Below are 17,125 nucleotides of genomic sequence, written 5' to 3'. Positions count from 1 at the left end.
GGCACCTGCTCCACCCGCGGAGCCACCACACCACCCGGCACACCCTCACCCGGAACCGACTGACCCGGAACACCACCCGCTTGACCCGGCACAGCCCCCGACTGACCCGGCACACCCGACCCAGACGGCACACCCGACGCAGACGGGCCCGAAACACCCGGCGACCCAGCCTGGCTCGGCACCCCGGGTTGCCCCGGCTCGCCCGCCCCATTGGACTGCCCCGGCCCTGTCGATGGACCGGGCTGCCCCGGCACCGAGCCACCCGGACGCGGCCGCTGCTGATCGGGCCGGTTCGACCACGGCGTCACCGGCCCCGGCGGCGCCTCGGCTTCCTCGCCCGCCTCTATCTGCGGCTCTACTTCTGTGGGTGGCATCGTGTATCCATCACATTCCGCTGCCGAGCACCCGCTTCACCCGCACGTCATCAGTGCTGGGTATGGCCTGCTCGACGAAACCACCGTTCACCGAACCGAGGGTGACGAGCATCGTGCCGCTGATCGCTATTCCGACTTCGGTGGGCGCATTCTTTCGGTAGTTCCAAAAGACCAGATCGCCCGCCGATACAGCCGACAGGTCCACCCGTTGACCGCACGCTCCTTGCGCCGCGACGGTGTTCGGCAGCACAACCACCGTGGCTCCCGAACTGTCGGACTGCCCGCATGGCCGCCGAGCCGAACCGCTCGGTTGCTGCGCCACCTCCACTGACGGCGGCAGCGCCACCGGGGCCGCCGTGACTTCGCACCGCCCGCTCGACTGTGCGGCGGAGGCCTGATAAATGACTGCTCTGGTGAACTCCGCGGCATCCGCTGGGCCACCGGCGCGGCCCTGACCTCCGTTCGACCCGGCTCCGGCTTGTGCGAGCGCGAGCCGACGCGCGCATTCGGCGCCGATTCCCGAGTTACCCGAGAGCAGGGGCGGATCTTGGTAGGGGGCGTCCTTCAGCGCAGTGGCACACGCGCGCTGCCAGTCGGACACATCGGTGTCGTCCGGTGCGATGGTCAGTTGCGCATACGGATTCGTCGTGGGAGCGGTGGTCACCCCAGCCGCAGGTGTGCTGTGCGCAGTCGGCCGCGGCGCCGTCGACGCCCGGGTCGCAGTCACGGTCTGGGAGGGGTCGGGTCCCACCGCACTGTCGCACTGGTAGTGCAGGTCGGAAGCGATCGCCGACGTCGCACCGCCGATGACCAGCACCAGGCCCATCAGGATCACGAACAGGACGCCGACGCCCCCCAGCACCAGCCATATCCAGAACGGCATCAGTACGAACGTTAAGAGACGACCGATCATCGACTGCCTTTCTGTGATATCTGCCCCGCTGTCTTGCTCTCATCGCGGGGTGATCAGCGGCCGCGCGGGTTTCTGAGGGGATTGAGGATCCTGCCCGGAATCGCGGGCAGCGGCTGTGCGGGGTTCGGCTGTGGGAGCGAGACAGCACCGGTGATATTTCGGCCCGCCTGCCATTGGTCGGTCTGGGCGGCTTTGTCGATTTCGGAACGGAGTACTCGGATCCGCTCGAAGTCGTTGGGGTTTTCGGCTACCCAGTTGGTGGCCGCCTGGACCCGCAGCGCATGCTCGTTGGAGATCCAGCTCCTCAACCGGTCCGCTTCGGTTTGATTCAGGTCCCGGCCGTTGATCTGCAGCCGCGCGGCGGAAGCGCCCGTGATCGGCCCCTCGGCATGGGCCTGCAGTGCATCGATCCACTGCTTGTGTGGATTGTCGATGTAATCTCTGCCGAGCTGGGCCAGCTCTTCCGAAATGTGCACACCGCCCTGATAATCACCTCGATACCGATCGACGCTGGCCTCCAACCCGTGGAACCTGGCCATCATCATGCCCGGATTCGTATGGAAGTCCCGCTCGAAATGCTTGTGCGCGGCGACTACACGGCCGAGGTGCTTCGATGCGAGCGGCTCGTCGTCCGCGTGCCGGATGATATCCGCTCGCGCGATGGTCGCCCGTTGCCCTCTTCCCCAGCTGATACCGGCCATCCGAAGGGCATACTGAACGCTGCCCATCATGCCTGTCGCATGCGCGACATTCTCTGCCGCGAAGGCGGCCGCTCTTTCACTGTTGCGGCGCGCGCCGGACCTCCTTATTCCAGCCCGCGCGAAATCGGTGGCGGACACCCGATCGTAGGCGGAACCGTGCGTGGCATTTCTGAGGTCCCGCGAACTCAGGCCCCTCGCCTTATTCTTCTTATCGATATGATCTACCCGCGAGAAGGGACTCAGCGGGTTGAGACGGCCCGCGAACATCCATGCGGTGACCGGCGAGCTGTTGATGGTACTGACCGCGCCGAGCATTGCCAGCGGGGACAACGAGTTGGCCGCGCCGGAGTTGCCCATCCCCAATCCCATACCCAATGCGGCCCCGCCGCCTGCACCCTGCGCCGAACCGCCGCTGTGTATCGCCGCCCCGATGCGGTTGGTCACCCAGTCATTGGCCTCGTCGATATTTCTGCTCAGCCGCCGTACCTGGACGATGGCGACGACCTCGACGCACGCTCCAATGACGAACACCACCATGATCTGGCCATTCGCTGCTCGAAACAGGCTGCCCAGCAGCAGCTCGTATATACCGAGGGCAATGACGAAGAAGGCCATCTTACCGGCGGCAATGAAGCCGTGGACCACGCATCGGACGGTGAACGTCTGCGTCGGACCGTAGATGTATCCGCCTGCGGCGAACCCGAAGATCGACGCGAACCCATAGTAGATGACGTCGAGTACGGCCCACATGATCTTGAAGGACAAGTACGCGGCGAAGGCCAAGAGAATGACCGCGCACAGCAGCAGCAGTAGTCCGGCTCCGATCTGACCGGGACCCGGATTCTCCACCGCGGCATACGCGGCACCGTCGCCGCAGGACCTCATTCCGTTCTTCACCCGGTCTTCGCTCCCGGCCGTCATACCGGCCGACCACGCCGCTCGACAGGACGGGTTGCTGTCCACGACGTGTCCGAAGTTCCACACCTGTAACGGAAGCCGCACGAAATTGTCCGCGTTGGTCGCTTGCACCGTGGCCACCAACTGGCGCGGATTCGGGTTGTTCTGCCCATTCAGACCGGCCGCCACCGAGAGTCCCAGGTCACGTCCTTGCACCAGCCAACCGTGGTCGGACAGCGCCTCGGCCAGCGGGTTGGCCAAGAAGAACACGCCCGCGATCGCGAATACAATCATCGTGACGACCTGCGTAGCGGCCTTGGCGTACAGGGCGCGAACGATGAAATAGCCGACGAAGAATGCGCCGATCGCCAGCGCCGTCGCCGCCATCAGGGGTGTCGCGATCTGCACAGTCAGGTTCTGGGCCATCGCTCGTAACGGCGCGCTGATCAGGTTCAGCCACCCGAAATCCATTGCTTGACCAGGGAACCAAACCCCTGTTGTCACCGTGACCAGCCAAAGCGCGAACATTGGCGTCAGGATCATCCACAGCGCGAAATTCCCCAGGTTGAACACTCCGCCGTGATCGATCACCAACATATAGCTCGAGACATTGACTCCTTGGGAATCCTTGACATTCATCCAGCTGGTCGCACTGTTGGGTGCCGCCCCCGGCGCAATTGTGCCGGTCTGCGCGATGGATACCGCACCGACGAGACCCGGGAAGACGAACAGCACGAAGAGGGCGATGAGAACCCACGCGGTCCGACGGCGACGGCGGGACGCGGCGATCCAAGCCTGGAATCGCCGGAACAACACCTGCGGTCGCCCACGATCGATGTCCCAGAACTGCGGTTCCCATGGCATCCCGAAGGAAGGCTGATCGGTGCGAATGCGCTGGCGGAAAATAGATCTCATCAGCGCGCCAATCGCTCCGGTAGGGCCGAACGCGCACCGGCGCCACTGGTCGGAGTGCTCGTAATCGCCGCGGCGCGGTCCGGACGCGCGGGACCCAGAACCTTGCCGCGCCCGATGCGGTTCAGCGCGTCACGCATGAACATCTCGCCTCGGCGTTCCTCGGGGATCTGACGGCCGGGTCCGACCGGAGGCGAGGTCTCTTCGCGAAGGATCTGCAACAGGAAGGGCGCTTCCTCCAGATCGACGCCCAGCCACTCCAAACTGTTGCGGGCCAGCGTCTCATCGCGCTGCCGGAAGACGAACCGATTCGGGATGAGGTTGTGCGCCGCGCCTTGGAAGTCGGTGGCCGGGTCGTGCGAGGCAAGCCCGATCGCGGCCAAGTGCTTACGGCCGTCGCGGCTGAAATCGGAAGTGACCGCGGAGCCGACCTGCGTCTGCGTGAAGTGGTGGGCCTCATCGCCGACCAGGAGGCCGAACCTGCCGTTGTCGGAGAGGAACGCCTCACGCGCCGCCACGCCGACCAGTTCGTACAGCGCCGTGCCGAGCCGTTTCGTCAGCGGCAACCGGTTGTACAGGTGCGGCGTGGTGAGTTCCTCGGCACTCGGCAGCTGCAGGTTGTGGCTGCGCACGACGGTCGCGGCGGCATCGAGGCGCAGCGGTCGCAACTTGGGGTCGAACAGCACCGGCACCCGCTCCACCACGGTGCCGAGCCGCGCCGCGAGATCAGCGTATTCCTCGCCGCGGTCGGGATGCTCCCGTAACCGGCGCACGACGTGGTACAGATCGAGCAGACTCTTGATCTTGTGCTCGGCCATGCCTCGGGGCGACAGCAGGTTGCTCACCGCCGCACCCGTGCCGGAGGTCGGCGACAGATCCAGTAACGGCAGAATCGAGTCGAGCGCACGTTCACCCGCGATCCGCGGGGGGAACAACCGCAGCGGATCCAGCGACACCGTGGGATTGGCCAAGTCGATGATGACCGCGTCATCGATCGACCGCGCGAAATGCTCCCACTCGCCGACCTGACTGCGGTCGATCGCGAGGAACTGCCCGCCCATGTCGTGCACGAGCACGGCCATCAGCTTGAGGAAATAGGACTTGCCCGAGCCGAGTTCGCCGGTCACCGCGAACGAGGCGGACAGGTCGTGCAGCGCGGCCTCCATGATGCCGAAGTGGATCGGCTCGAAATGCCCCGAAAGCAAGTTGACCCCGATCACCGGCCCGCTGTCGTCACCGATCTGACTGGTGGTGAACGGCACGAAACCGGCCCACATGTCCGAGGGAAGAATATGCGCGAAGTCATCGAAGGCCCGGCGTGGCTGGCTGCCGGGAACCAGCATCGACCACAGATCGACCTGCGCGCCGACCGGCGCGACCATATCGACCTGGAACCGCTTGTAGCGGCGCTTGAGCGTGTTGACCGCATCCATCGTGGCGTCCCGTGACGGCCCGCCGATCGCGATGACGGTGGTGAACGAGACCTCGGATTCGCCGCCGTTGACTTCGAAGTGCTGGTTGTACTCACCGAGCATCTGCGCTTTCGACGCCAGCGTGTTCTGCGCGAACGAGATTTCCTGGTCCCGCTGGTCCATCTGCTCGCCGAGCCTGCGCAAGTTGAGCTCGTTGTTCTTGAGGACCTGCTCGGCGGACTTGGTCGAGATCCGCATGCCCCAATCGACGGTGACGTCGCCGAGGCCCTCCAGCACGTTCAGGAACTCGCTGCCTCCGGGAAACGTCATGCCCGCGTACGGGAATGAGTGCGGTGTCAGCATGGCCTGGTAGGAGGGACGGTATTCGAAATCCGGCTGCACAACCTTGATCACGGGCACGAACGACGGACGGATACGCCGGTTGCTGTCGGCCTGCGCCCCCTCGTCGAGCGCGGCGGAGCGGAAGACCGCCGCGGTCGCGTCGTCCAGCGCGCCCGCGCGGGTGGGCGCCACCGGGTCCCCGGCCGCGCCGCGCGAAAGGTAGTGCTCCCACAACCATTGGAAAAGGGCGGCGGGCACCGGCTGCGGATCGAAGTCCCCGCCGATTCTGGACAGGATCTCGTTCGCCTTCTCGTCGTAGGCGTCCAGGTCGGCGCGTGCGATCGCCGTCGCGTCGATCGTGGTGGTGCTACCGCGCCACAGGCGCGACAACGCGGACATACTGGAGTTGCTGGCCCCGACGGGGATGGACAGCAGGAAGATGCGGGTCTGCGGCATGATCGCGTGTACGCGCTCGTAGGAGGCGACCACCTCGTCGGCGTAGTCCTCGCACTCGTCCAGGTCGACACCCTCCACCATCTTGGTGAGCACGTCGATCGTGTTCAGCCGCGCCTGGATGCCCAACAGCAACGATCCGCTCGGCAAGTTGGTGACCAGCGAGTGATGCGCCAGCTTCACGTCGTACTTGTCACCGGCCTTGCGCAAGCCGTAACCGAGCGGATTGATGAAATAGGTCGCGGTGACCAGACCGGAATGGGTGAACTGGAGATTGCCGCGAATCGCCGCGGTGGGCTGTAGATCTCGTCCGAGTGCCATCAGGGGCTTCCTTCGGTGGAAGTACCGTTGCCGTTGTCCTTGCTGTTCAGTCGCCGCCACAGGTCGGTGGCCTTGCCGCTCCCGTTCAGCACCTCGAGCATCCGGATACCGGACTTCGGCTTGGCGGCCACCGCCGCACCGGGGCGGTCGGGCAGCAAGAGGACCACGGTCTCCTCGATGAACAGGGTGTGGCGCACCGAGTCATTGGTGATCGGCATGCCCGAGGCGGACACCGGCTTGCGGTAGACGATGAGCCTGCCCAGCCACAGTGCCCGTGATGTCATCCGGACGCCGGTGTACGGCACGAGTCCCAGTACGAAAACCGCCAAGATGGTCATCGCCAGACCGGCGATGAAGGTGACGGCCGGGTTGACCGGAAACGTCATGGCGCACACCGACGTCACCGACATCATCGCCACACCGGCGGCGACCTGGGGCAGGGTGTAGGGGCCGAACGGCAGCTTCTGCCCGTTCTGCGCCTTGCCGATCATCGTGGGGACACGTTTGACCGGCGTGAACACCTTGATCACTTGGCTCATCGATAGCCACCGATGGGGTGATCGGGGACGATGAGGTTGGCGTCCGTTCGCGCGTAGTTGATGGTCGTGGGCAGAATCCAGATCACCACCCCGGCCATCAGCCCCGATCCGAAGACGACGATGATCCGCGCAGGCGAGAGCCTGGATTTGGCTGCCTCGGAGATCACCACGCCGATCGTGACGATGGCGATGATGATCATCCCGCCCCACCGGACAAAGATCAGGACACCATAGAGGATGTTGCTCAGATTACCCATCGGGCTGCCTCTCGGATCAGTTCTGCGTCGCCGGCGGAATCGTCACCGTCGGCGAGGAAGACGAGGTCGAAGTGGGCGGCGCTGCGCCGCGTGAATCCTGACCGACGACCACCGCGAGCGGACTCGACAGAGCGGGAATCGGATCGATGGACACCACCTGCCACTGGCCCGCGTTGCGGATCATGGTGAGCGGGTATGCCAAGGTCGAGGCGGCGCCGGTGTCGGCTTTCGGGTTGACGGTGGCCAGCACCTGAGCCTTCGCACCGCCGGAACCGCAGCTCGAATCGTCCGTGGTGAGCGAGGTCAGCTCGACGGCGGTGTAGGGAGGCGGCTTCAACGCGGCCAGCCCGGCATCCGGAGTGGTGTAGCGGGCCACGTCACCGTTTCCGGCCAGCATGGCGTTGAGGAAACCCGCGGCGACCTGGCCGAGCGGCGTGTCCGGTGCGCAGGGCGAGCCGTAGGCCAGCTTGAGATCGACGCCCTTCGCGGGCGGTTCGACCACCGCGGGCATCGACAACGCGCGCAGCCGTCCGTCCGACACCGACACCGCGACGCGGTAGAACTGCCGATGTTCCGGCGCGGTGGCGGCGCCGGCTTTGCCGACTCGCACCGACACGGTCACCGACCAGACGTCGACCGCCCCCGTCGAGACCACACGCGACACATAGGCGACCGACGGGTCGGACACTTGGCGCGCGGACGAAGGTAACGTGATCTGCTGATTGGAACCGACGAATTCGCCGATCCGATCCTGTTGCCCCGCAACGGCGGTCAGATAAGTGACGACGAACTGCTCGGCGAAAGAGCTTGCCAATTGCGCGCGCCCGATAATCGCCGTCGTCGAAGCGTCCGACGGCGGAGGCGGAGGGGAGTCGAAGACACTGAGAATCGCGTGGCCGCCGCCGAGCACGGCGAGTACCGCCAGTACGCCGACCACAATGTTGTCACGACGGCGGCGGGCGGCCATCCGGCGAAGCAGTGCCTCACCCGAATCTGCCGGTCCACGAACCACTGTCCTCACTCCCGGAATGGTAGAGAGCACAGGCGTTCTCAACCGGCCGGTAGTTCCCAGTCATGGGAATCAATCGTCAGCAGGCGGGGCTGCTTTTCATCCTGCCCGCCAGCCAATGCCGCAATTGTTCGTCATAGCCGATCGGCGCGCCGCACTGCCGGGGTTCCAGCACCTGGCGATGGGTTTCCAGCAACGGAACATCGTCGGCGACGCGAACCAGTTGCGCGATGGCCAGCTGCCTGCTCGAGTACCCGGGATAGGGGTAGAGCAGTAGCGAGGTAGGGGTGTAACCGCCGCCGTAGTTGAGCACCCGCAGGGTCACGCCGGCGCTGTCACCGGAGCGCAGCCGGTCGCCGAGTTCCGCCAGCCGGGGACGGTCGTCGGGATGGAACACGTCCACCGGCCGGAAGAGATAGTCCCACCGCACCCATGGCGCGGGATCGGTGAGCCAGTGCGAAATGCTGGTGTGCTCGAGCTGCACCACGGCCAGATGCGTACCCGCCCGGCGGTGTGCCTCGCGCAACCCGATGCGCTCCAGAGTCGGCCACGCCGACGGCGCGTTCTCCGAGGTCACGTCCTCGATCAACCACCAGGCACCGCGCGTGCGCTCGTCGTCGCGGGCACGAACGGTGATCCGCCACTGGGCCGGGCGACCGAATCCGTGCATCACCGTGGTGTCGAACTGCATCCGCTCACCGGGCTTGGGGTCGTAGAGCAGATCGAGCATCTCCGCGTGCCGATCGAAGCTCGACACCCGGTGGAACAGTTCGGCGATCGACATGCGCGGGACGTATTGTTCCGCGGTGCTGCCGGACAGCCGTGTGATGCCGCTCGGCTGCTGGATGGTCTGACTGCTCAGGTCCCAGATGGCGCCCACCGCGGGGCGCAACGCGGGCACCCGCTCGGACGCGGGGCCCAGCCACAGCCGCACCGCGTGCACGTCCCCCGCAGGGCCGAAGATCGGACGGATGAGCAGTTGATGCCTTCCCGCCCGCGTCTGGATGGCCAGATCCACGTCCTGCGCTTGGTCGTGCGCGGTATGGATGGCCTCGGTCAATGCCGCGGTCGTGAGCTTGTCGTACAGCGCGGGCATTTTCGACAGCGTCCGCTGCACCACCCGCTGCCAGCTCGCGAACTCACGCGGTGCATCTCCCACCGACGCCACGGACATGCCGTCCGGCGCCAACGTCTCGATAGTCACCCATGGAATCACTGCGCCACTTCGCTTCGCACTTGCCCGACCAGCCGTTCCTCCGGGTCCGCCTCAACCCGGATGAGACATCTTGTGACTCAGGCAATGTACCGTTATTTAGCGGCTCAATCAACCTGCGACCACGGCCGCCCGTTCTCATGAAGTCTGCGGCACGCTCACGAGACACGCGCAGGGGTGTTCATTTTGTTCACGTTAAGTTCCGCCAGAAGTCCTCCTCGACCGGCGCACAGGGCAATGGCACATCTGCCGCAAACCGGCATACAAGATCAACGGAAGCCGTCGTCCGACGCGGACAGCATTCCCCTGGCAACTTCGCACGAGGGCTTGAACTCGCTCCCGACCAGCGCATTACGCCGCGGCGCGAGAGCTCAGGCATTCCTTCCGGATAGAGCCAGCACACCCGCGCCCATGATCGTCGCGATCTCACCGAGCTGCGAAGGAATGACGCGCAATCCCGGCAGGAAACTCAGCCGAGCGTGCGTGGCCACCGCCTCGCCGAGCGGTTTCCACAGTGCCGGCCCTGCCTCGGAGAGCGGGCCACCGAGCACCACGAGGTCGATGTCGAGCAGTGCCGCCACCGAGGCGATCGCCCGTCCGAGCGCCGTGCCGGCCCGGCCGAGCGCCGCGGCGGGAATGTCCTCGCCGACGCGGGCGGATTCCAGCAATTCCGGGACCGACGTGCCCGCCCAGCCCTGCTCTCTGGCCCAGCGCACCATGGCCAGGCCACCGGCGACCGCTTCCAGGCACCCGCGGCCGCCGCAGGAGCACCGATCATCGAAGCCGGGGACCAGGACATGACCTACATGCCCCGCATTACCGGTGCGCCCCACCAAGACGAAGCCGCCTACCACGACCCCACCGGTGATGCGATCGGAGATACTCAGCGCCAGGCTGTCCATCACTGCGCTCGTCGCGCCGAAACCTCGCTCCGCCAGCGCCAGGCATACGCCGTCCAGCGCGAGCGGGACCTGCGCTTCCGGGAACAGCTTCCGCGCAGCTCGGACGATTTCGAAACCCGCTCGCCACTCCGGAACCTCGGAGGGGGCGATCACCCCGGCCGCCATATCGATCGGCCCCGCCGAAGCGACGCCGAGGGCGGTGACCTGGTCACCGCCCGCGACCTCGAGCAGCAGCTCCTGGCATCGGTCCCAGGCGCCCGTCACCGGGATCGGGATTCTCCGAATGTCGTCGGTGTCGACATCGTCGGCGACTCGGGTCGCCGCGAAGCCCGACGACCCGATCTCCAATGCCAGGACTGTCATGAGTTACGCACCACCGAACGACTCGACGCGAAAAGCTGCACGCAGCATAGTCACAGGCCGTCGGTGCCGGTCGGCTTGAGGGGCTGCCCGAGCACGATGTGCCGACGAGGCGCGGGAAGCGTGGACACGGTGCGCAGCGGACGCGGTCCGGTGCGGATGATCCGCATGGGGCGCTTGTGGTCGATCGGCGCGGCACGGTGCCGGTCCAGGTTCTCGATGACGCTGCCCGAGTTGTCGTAGGCGACACCCGCCCAGATCATCGCGCGGGGACCGTCTCCGCGGGTGGTGAGCGCCTGCGCCAACTGCTGGCACTGCGCGAGCAAGGGGCAACTCTGACAGGTGCGCACCGCTGCTCGCCAGGCATCCGGATTCCCGGTGTCCATGTCCCAGTTGTCCGGGACGTCGGCGCACGGGGGCCGCTGGTTCGACTTTGCCGGAATCGACGAGACCTTTGCTGATGCAATGGATCCCGTGTCCATCGGAAGGGTTCGCGTAATGCTCATAGCCATCTCCGGGGATGCCGAGCACACACCTCTGGCAGGTGCGTGGCCCATGGATCGGACGGTCATCAGGGCTGCTCAACAGTCCCCGGAACCCAGCCGCGATAAGCTGGTCTACGCACGGTAGCCCACTGTTGCCCAGCACACAACCTCTTGTACCGCTATGTAACGGCTCGTTGACCTTGAAGCAACACACAGCTACCGTCTTTAACGGCACGTTATGAAACGGACCATTTTCCACGGGGGCCCGACTATGGTTTCCTTTTAAACATGGCTGCAGACTCTGAATTCACGATCGACGAACTGGCACGGGCAGCCGACACCACCGTGCGCAGCGTCCGCGTGTACCACGAGCGAGGTCTCCTGCCCTCGCCGGAGGTGCGCGGGCGGATCGGGTACTACGGGTCGGACCACCTCAACCGCCTGCAAACGATCAGCCGCCTGCTGGGGCGGGGCATGAAGCTGAACGGGATCAGGGAGCTGCTGGAAGCCTGGGACCGCGGCGACGGACTCGCCGACGTACTCGGCGTCAAGAACGCGAACGCGGCCGAAGCGGACGCGGAAGCCACCACCGAGCCACAGGACAGCTACGCCGAGTTGCCGGAGTACGCCAAGCAGGCGCTGGCCTCCAGCGAGGACCCGCTCGAGGCCTACCGGGTCACGAATCCCCGGTGCTGCGATCTGGCCACCCGGCTCACCGACACCGGGCTGCCGATGCAGGACACGTTCCAGTTGGTCGAACGTCTGCGCGCCGACTGCGATCGCATCGCCGACCGCTTCGCCACCGAGTTGTTCTTTCGCCTGGCCGGGCAGACCTACGAAGACTCCGCGCGGACCCCGCGGGACCGCACCAAGCTGGAGACCGACCTGGCGATCGCCCGTTTGATCGTCACCCGCGCCACCTCGGAGTTGATCGACCAGGCGTTCGCCCGGCACTCCGAGCTGCCGCCGTCCACCGTGGCCTCCGGCCCACAGGCGCAAGCCGAGCAGTGACGGCGCGGTCGCGAACCGACCGTTCTCCTATTTCCATCCGGCACTGTCGAATACTTACGTAGACATTCGCATTCGGGCCTTTTCGAACCGTGCGCCGGTCGCCGTGGGCGAATGACCCGCAGCCCGGTTCCGGCGCGACGAACACCACGCCCCGCGAATCGCTGAACATACCTACGTAGGACCAGTGCCGAAGAGTTGCCACGGGATGCCCGGCGGCGTCCCTCCCCCGACTCCGTGCATCCACCCCGGCAGTTCTCCCACACGTGCGAAACCCCGTGGGGTCCGTGGGTGTATCGATCCGAGGAGACGCGGCGCAGCCGCCGCCACCGCCGAGACCCGAGGACGAATCCCGCCCCCGAACAATGGTCGGGGTGACAGGATTTGAACCTGCGACCCTCCGCTCCCAAAGCGGATGCGCTACCAAGCTGCGCTACACCCCGTGGCCCTCGCGGTGGCGGGGCGGCCGCCGACGAGGATGAATGCTCCGTGGAGCGGGTGACGGGAATCGAACCCGCACCATCAGCTTGGAAGGCTGAGGTTCTACCATTGAACTACACCCGCAGGCATACGACACCGATGGGATCGCCACGATGTCGTGTGCGATCCGACTGTACCGAACCCGGCTTCCGAAACGCCAATCAGCCCCCCGCGCAGCGAGATCTCGCAGGTTGCCCGGCGGAGCGCTCCAGGGTTGCCGCGCCCAGTGTCGCACGGCGGGGCCGCCGGCACACGGTGACGCGCTCAAGAAAATTTAAAGGTTGTTTTTCATTGAAACTCTGGCGTGTCGGATTCCGGTGGGCGAAACTCGAATGACACACTTGTCACCCCAAGAACATCGCTCGAGGGATTTCCGATGAGGACCGCACGACTCGCCGTCACGGCCGACACACTCGGTGTGTCGCCGAGCCACGGCCGCGCGGCCGGGAGCGACTCGACACGGCGCACGCGCGGACGAGGTCCATCCCGCGAACCCTCGGCCGATCGCAGAGCAACCCGTCCGCCGGGAGCGTCGGCGCATCGAGCGGCCATCCCGCCGGTGCGCATCGCGCCCCCGGCCGAGGCGGGCTCCGGTGTCGCGGCCCGAAGCGACGGCGTAGGCGACCCGAACCGTATCGACCGGCCCACCGCCGGTAAGCGACTACTCTCGGAACACTCGGCACAACCATTCGGAACACGACAGGGAAGACGAGGACGCCGCGTGCGAGAACAGACTCTCGTGAGGCGGGCGGCGCCGGGCCGGACCGGACCGTCGCCGTTGCTCGCGCACCACTCCCCGCACCCCTCCCGCAGCGTGTCGCCAGCGCGTCGCGGCGCGATCTTGCAGCGAACGAGAATCGGGTGTAACACCAACGCGACGGGTACGATCACATACCCGATCGCTGTTCGCGAGGCATCGAGAACACGTTGCAAATCAGCGCTTTTCGATGCCGAGTGGCTTGCTAGGATCCTTTTTGCCGGACGGGGGTATCTGGAAAGGGGGCGGTGAGCGTGCGCCGAACCAGGTGGACACAACCGCGTAGCAGTGGGAACGATCAGGGTGACGCCGGCACCTGTGTGACTACAGGGCACCTGGGTACCGACGTCACGCACACCGGGTGAGTCCGATGTCGACCGACATCGAGCCCCCGGTAGCCGCCATGGCCCGCGCCTGGGCCCGTGCGGTCTGCGCCGAGCCCGGTTCGGGCGCGGCGCCACAGCACTTGGAACCGGTGCTGATCGAGATCGTCGAGCGCTTGCTCAGGCTCGCCAGGTCCGAGCCGTTCCCGGTGCCCGAAGCACGGATGCTCGGCGCCCGGCTCGCCGAGGCACCGTTCGACCGGATACGGATGCTGGCGCAGGCCACGCGCTGGCTGCTGGGTTTCCCCTCCGGCGCGCCCGGTTCCCTGGTGGCCACCCGCTGGCCGTTCATCGCCAGCCAGGCCATCGACAGTTACGCCCAGGCGCTGCAGGAGCGCGCCCTCGCCCAACAGGAGCAGAACCTGTCGGCCAAGGTGTCGCTGCGGGTGCAGGAGATCGCCGCCTTGCAGCACCGACTGCGCCACGAGGCCACCCACGACGCGCTCACCGACCTGGCCAACCGGACGCTGCTACAGGACAAGGTGCGGCTGATGGCCACCGACCCCACCCGCGGCGTCGGACTGCTGCTGATCGACCTCGACCGGTTCAAGCAGATCAACGACGGATACGGACATGCGATCGGCGACGAGGTGCTCGTCGAACTGGCCGGCAGGCTGCGCGAAGCCTGCCCCCCGGACACGGTGATCTGCCGGTACGGCGGCGACGAGTTCGTGCTCGCGACCAACCCCCGCCACAACAACCTCGGCGATCTCGCACATCGGATCGTGGCCGCCCTGCGTGACCCGGTCTGGTCGTCGGCGGGGCCGGTGCCCGTATCCGCCAGCGTCGGCACCGCCTACAGCCCGCCGGGCAGCCCGATCGATTTCACCGACCTGCTGCGCCGCGCCGACCGCGCGATGTACTCCGCCAAGACGGCAGGCGGTCGCCGCTTCGCCCTCGCGGACGAGCCGGATATCGACACCGCCGTCGCAGGCTGAGCCGGCCGGGTCAGCCGGGCTGGCAGGTGGGACACCAGAAGAGATTCCTGGCCTCCATCACCTGATGGGCGATCGGGGTCCCGCACAGCCGGCACGGGGCGCCCTGGCGGCGATAGACGTAGGTGCGCGGACGATCCTTGGCGTACGACGGCTCGCCGTGATCGTGTTCTGGCCGCACCACGACCATCTTCCCGACGCGCACCCCCACCCGCATGAGCGCGACGAGATCCGACCACATCCGCGCCCATTCGCCCGCGGACAGCCCCGTCCCGGGGCGGTGCGGCGAGATCCGATGCCGGAACAGCAGTTCCGCGCGATAGACGTTACCGACCCCGGCGACCACCTGCTGGTCCATCAGCAGCGCGCCGATCGGCCTGCGGGAACGCTGGATGCGCCGCCATGCCCGGTCGGGGTCGGCGCCGCGCCGCAGCGGGTCCGGGCCGAGCCGGTCGGTGAGCGCCGCCACCTCCGGTGGCAACAGGATCTCGCACGCGGTGGGCCCGCGCAGGTCGGTGCCGAAGCCCGGCTGACCGTCCTGGCCCCCGAACATGCGCATCCGGACCTGGCCGACCGGCTCCCCCATCGGCAGCGCGGATTCGGTGAAGGTGCCGTACAAGCCGAGATGCACATGCACGACCAGGCCCGAGTCGTAGTGGTGCAGCAGATGTTTGCCCCACGCCTCGGATTTCGTCAGCACCTGCCCGTCCACCCGGGCCGCGCCCGCGGCGAACTTGCCCTGCGGGCTCGATACCCGCACCACACCGCCCGCGAGCCGCCGCTGATGCAGCCGCGCGAGGCGGTGCAGCGTATGTCCTTCCGGCACAGCCCGTTACGACCTCGGTGCGCTCAGTACGCCGGGACCGCGGGGGCGACGCCGGTCTTCTCGTACTCGGCCAGGATGTCGATGCGCCGCTGATGGCGCTCCTCGCCCGACCACGGGGTGGACAGGAACGCGTCCACCATGGCCAGCGCTTCCTCGGTCGAGTGCATGCGGCCGCCGATACCGATCAGTTGCGCGTTGTTGTGCTCGCGGGCCAGCTTCGCGGTCTCCACGCTCCAGGCCAGCGCGCAGCGGGCGCCGCGCACCTTGTTCGCGGCGATCTGCTCGCCGTTGCCGCTGCCGCCGAACACCAGGCCGAGGCTGCCCGGATCGGCCACCGTCCGGCGGGCCGCCTCGATGCAGAAGGCGGGGTAGTCGTCGAGCGCGTCGTACTCGAGCGCACCGCAGTCGACGACCTCGTGACCCGCCTGCTCCAGATGGGCCTTGACAAGATTCTTCAGTTCGAAACCGGCATGATCGGCACCCAGGTAAACGCGCATGGCAGGCATTCTGTCAGGCGGCCGCCGCGCGGGCGGCAAGAGGGCATCCCCCGCGATTAACACCGGGACGGGCCTGCGCGAATCGAGTGATACGCCAGTTGTGTTGGCGGCCACAGGGCCCGGTGACACGACCGACGCGCCAGCCCCGTTCCCGGCAACTGAATAGAGTTCATCCCATGCAGCCGTTCGAACCCCAGCCGCCCGACCAGGCGGGCCGACAGGCCGACCCGTATGCCCAGCAGGGCGGGTGGGTCTCGGCTCAGGACACGCCTGCCGCACCGTACGGACGGCCGTATACCTCGGGCTCCTACCCGGCCGCTCCCCCCGCGTACCCCGCGCCGTACGGGTCCTACCCCGGCGCTCCGATGCCGCCCCCCGCGCCGCCGCAGCGGCAGCCTCGCGGCCTGTCGCCCTTCGGCATGCCCGCCCGGCACAGCTGGGAGATCCCGATGCTCGTCGTCGTGGTGGTGCTGACCGTGTTCGCGTACCTGATCGCGCTGGTGCTGCTCGCCACCGGGAACTTCGACCAGTACGTCCTGGCGTTCGCGGCCGCGCCGCTGCTGCTGTGGTTCGGCCGCGGCATCAACTACGCGGGCCAGCGGGTCAACGGCGTGCGGATGTCGCCGACCCAGTTCCCCGAGGGCTATCAGATGGTGGTGGACGCCGCCGCCCGCTTCGGCATGGCCAAGGTGCCGGACGCGTACGTGGTGCTCGGCAACGGCCAGATCAACGCGTTCGCCAGCGGACACGGCTTCCGGCGCTACGTGGTGGTCTACAGCGACTTGTTCGAGATCGGCGGCGCCGCGCGCGAACCGGACGCACTGGCGTTCATCATCGGGCACGAGGTCGGGCACATCGCGGCGGGACACACGTCGTATTGGCGGCAGCTGGGCATGTTCCTCGTGCCGTTCCTGCCGATCATCGGCAGCAGCCTGATCCGCGCGCAGGAGTACACCGCCGACAACCACGGTTTCTGCAATCGGCACACCGGGGCGTCCGCCGCCATGGGCACCCTGGCCGCGGGCAAGTACATGAACAGGCTGGTCGGCTTCGACGAGATGGCCGACCGGGCGGTCGTCGAGAAGGGATTCTTCGTCTGGATGGTGAACGCCCTGTCCAGCCATCCGGTGCTCACCTGGCGGATGTGGG

The 17,125-nt window shown here is 66.8% G+C and carries 14 protein-coding genes and 2 tRNA genes; 3 read left to right on the top strand and 13 right to left on the bottom strand.

The window, feature by feature from the left end; translation table 11 throughout:
- Nucleotides 1–384: 384 nt before the first annotated feature.
- The 9 genes from ON29_RS07545 to ON29_RS35655 all read right to left on the bottom strand — a co-directional run bounded on the left by ON29_RS07545 (nt 385) and on the right by ON29_RS35655 (nt 11,111).
- Nucleotides 385–1,257 carry an NlpC/P60 family protein gene (locus tag ON29_RS07545; protein WP_040865444.1) on the bottom strand — a complete coding sequence of 291 codons (873 nt, stop codon included), beginning with the start codon at nt 1,255–1,257 and terminating at the stop codon, nt 385–387.
- Between the two features lie 83 nt (nt 1,258–1,340).
- On the bottom strand, nt 1,341–3,800 hold the full coding sequence (locus ON29_RS07540) for a hypothetical protein (RefSeq protein WP_157172684.1): 2,460 nt from the start codon (nt 3,798–3,800) through the stop codon (nt 1,341–1,343).
- Nucleotides 3,800–6,325 (bottom strand): ATP-binding protein, encoded by a 2,526-nt coding sequence (locus tag ON29_RS07535; protein ID WP_040865442.1) that lies wholly within the window; start codon nt 6,323–6,325, stop codon nt 3,800–3,802. The genes ON29_RS07540 and ON29_RS07535 overlap by 1 nt, the downstream gene beginning before the upstream one ends.
- On the bottom strand, nt 6,325–6,864 hold the full coding sequence (locus tag ON29_RS07530; RefSeq protein WP_245548854.1) for a hypothetical protein: 540 nt from the start codon (nt 6,862–6,864) through the stop codon (nt 6,325–6,327). The genes ON29_RS07535 and ON29_RS07530 overlap by 1 nt, the downstream gene beginning before the upstream one ends.
- On the bottom strand, nt 6,861–7,121 hold the full coding sequence (locus ON29_RS07525) for a hypothetical protein (RefSeq protein WP_040865441.1): 261 nt from the start codon (nt 7,119–7,121) through the stop codon (nt 6,861–6,863). Before ON29_RS07525 ends, ON29_RS07530 begins: the two co-directional genes overlap by 4 nt.
- A 16-nt stretch (nt 7,122–7,137) precedes the next feature.
- Nucleotides 7,138–8,142 carry a conjugal transfer protein gene (locus ON29_RS07520; protein WP_245548853.1) on the bottom strand — a complete coding sequence of 335 codons (1,005 nt, stop codon included), beginning with the start codon at nt 8,140–8,142 and terminating at the stop codon, nt 7,138–7,140.
- Between the two features lie 67 nt (nt 8,143–8,209).
- Nucleotides 8,210–9,334 (bottom strand): GAF domain-containing protein, encoded by a 1,125-nt coding sequence (locus ON29_RS07515; protein ID WP_040865439.1) that lies wholly within the window; start codon nt 9,332–9,334, stop codon nt 8,210–8,212.
- A gap of 380 nt (nt 9,335–9,714) precedes the next feature.
- Nucleotides 9,715–10,608 carry an ROK family protein gene (locus tag ON29_RS07510; protein ID WP_040865438.1) on the bottom strand — a complete coding sequence of 298 codons (894 nt, stop codon included), beginning with the start codon at nt 10,606–10,608 and terminating at the stop codon, nt 9,715–9,717.
- Between the two features lie 50 nt (nt 10,609–10,658).
- Complete coding sequence (locus ON29_RS35655; RefSeq protein ID WP_157107009.1) at nt 10,659–11,111, bottom strand: hypothetical protein; 453 nt, start codon at nt 11,109–11,111, stop codon at nt 10,659–10,661.
- A gap of 267 nt (nt 11,112–11,378) precedes the next feature.
- Between ON29_RS35655 and ON29_RS07495 the strand changes: the two genes are divergently transcribed.
- Complete coding sequence (locus ON29_RS07495) at nt 11,379–12,101, top strand: MerR family transcriptional regulator (RefSeq protein WP_051174966.1); 723 nt, start codon at nt 11,379–11,381, stop codon at nt 12,099–12,101.
- A 363-nt stretch (nt 12,102–12,464) separates the two neighbouring features.
- Here the strand turns inward: ON29_RS07495 and ON29_RS07490 are convergent.
- Nucleotides 12,465–12,541: transfer RNA gene (locus tag ON29_RS07490), tRNA-Pro, on the bottom strand.
- 47 nt (nt 12,542–12,588) lie between these two features.
- Nucleotides 12,589–12,662: transfer RNA gene (locus ON29_RS07485), tRNA-Gly, on the bottom strand.
- Between the two features lie 1,043 nt (nt 12,663–13,705).
- On the opposite strand from ON29_RS07485, the gene ON29_RS07480 reads away from it, so the two are divergent.
- On the top strand, nt 13,706–14,656 hold the full coding sequence (locus ON29_RS07480; RefSeq protein ID WP_040865435.1) for a GGDEF domain-containing protein: 951 nt from the start codon (nt 13,706–13,708) through the stop codon (nt 14,654–14,656).
- Between the two features lie 10 nt (nt 14,657–14,666).
- Here ON29_RS07480 and ON29_RS07475 read toward each other — a convergent pair whose 3' ends face one another.
- Nucleotides 14,667–15,479, bottom strand: a complete 813-nt coding sequence (locus tag ON29_RS07475) for an Fpg/Nei family DNA glycosylase (protein ID WP_040865434.1) — start codon at nt 15,477–15,479, stop codon at nt 14,667–14,669.
- Nucleotides 15,480–15,502: 23 nt separating this feature from the next.
- Nucleotides 15,503–15,976, bottom strand: coding sequence for a ribose-5-phosphate isomerase (locus tag ON29_RS07470; RefSeq protein WP_040865433.1), 474 nt, complete (start codon nt 15,974–15,976; stop codon nt 15,503–15,505).
- A 176-nt stretch (nt 15,977–16,152) separates the two neighbouring features.
- On the opposite strand from ON29_RS07470, the gene ON29_RS07465 reads away from it, so the two are divergent.
- A partial coding sequence (locus ON29_RS07465; RefSeq protein WP_040865445.1) for a M48 family metallopeptidase occupies nt 16,153–17,125 on the top strand: 973 nt, incomplete at its 3' end.

The organism is Nocardia exalbida NBRC 100660 (genome assembly GCF_000308575.1).
GTDB lineage: Bacteria > Actinomycetota > Actinomycetes > Mycobacteriales > Mycobacteriaceae > Nocardia > Nocardia exalbida.
The sequence above is the reverse complement of the archived record's forward strand: the minus strand, read 5'-3'. Positions and strand labels throughout refer to the sequence as shown.

Coding starts and splice junctions, on each gene's coding strand:
- ON29_RS07545 (WP_040865444.1), bottom strand. CDS start 1,257: ATGCCGTTCTGGATATGGCTGGTGCTGGGGGGCGTCGGCGTCCTGTTC.
- ON29_RS07540 (WP_157172684.1), bottom strand. CDS start 3,800: ATGAGATCTATTTTCCGCCAGCGCATTCGCACCGATCAGCCTTCCTTC.
- ON29_RS07535 (WP_040865442.1), bottom strand. CDS start 6,325: ATGGCACTCGGACGAGATCTACAGCCCACCGCGGCGATTCGCGGCAAT.
- ON29_RS07530 (WP_245548854.1), bottom strand. CDS start 6,864: ATGAGCCAAGTGATCAAGGTGTTCACGCCGGTCAAACGTGTCCCCACG.
- ON29_RS07525 (WP_040865441.1), bottom strand. CDS start 7,121: ATGGGTAATCTGAGCAACATCCTCTATGGTGTCCTGATCTTTGTCCGG.
- ON29_RS07510 (WP_040865438.1), bottom strand. CDS start 10,608: ATGACAGTCCTGGCATTGGAGATCGGGTCGTCGGGCTTCGCGGCGACC.
- ON29_RS35655 (WP_157107009.1), bottom strand. CDS start 11,111: ATGAGCATTACGCGAACCCTTCCGATGGACACGGGATCCATTGCATCA.
- ON29_RS07495 (WP_051174966.1), top strand. CDS start 11,379: ATGGCTGCAGACTCTGAATTCACGATCGACGAACTGGCACGGGCAGCC.
- ON29_RS07480 (WP_040865435.1), top strand. CDS start 13,706: ATGTCGACCGACATCGAGCCCCCGGTAGCCGCCATGGCCCGCGCCTGG.
- ON29_RS07470 (WP_040865433.1), bottom strand. CDS start 15,976: ATGCGCGTTTACCTGGGTGCCGATCATGCCGGTTTCGAACTGAAGAAT.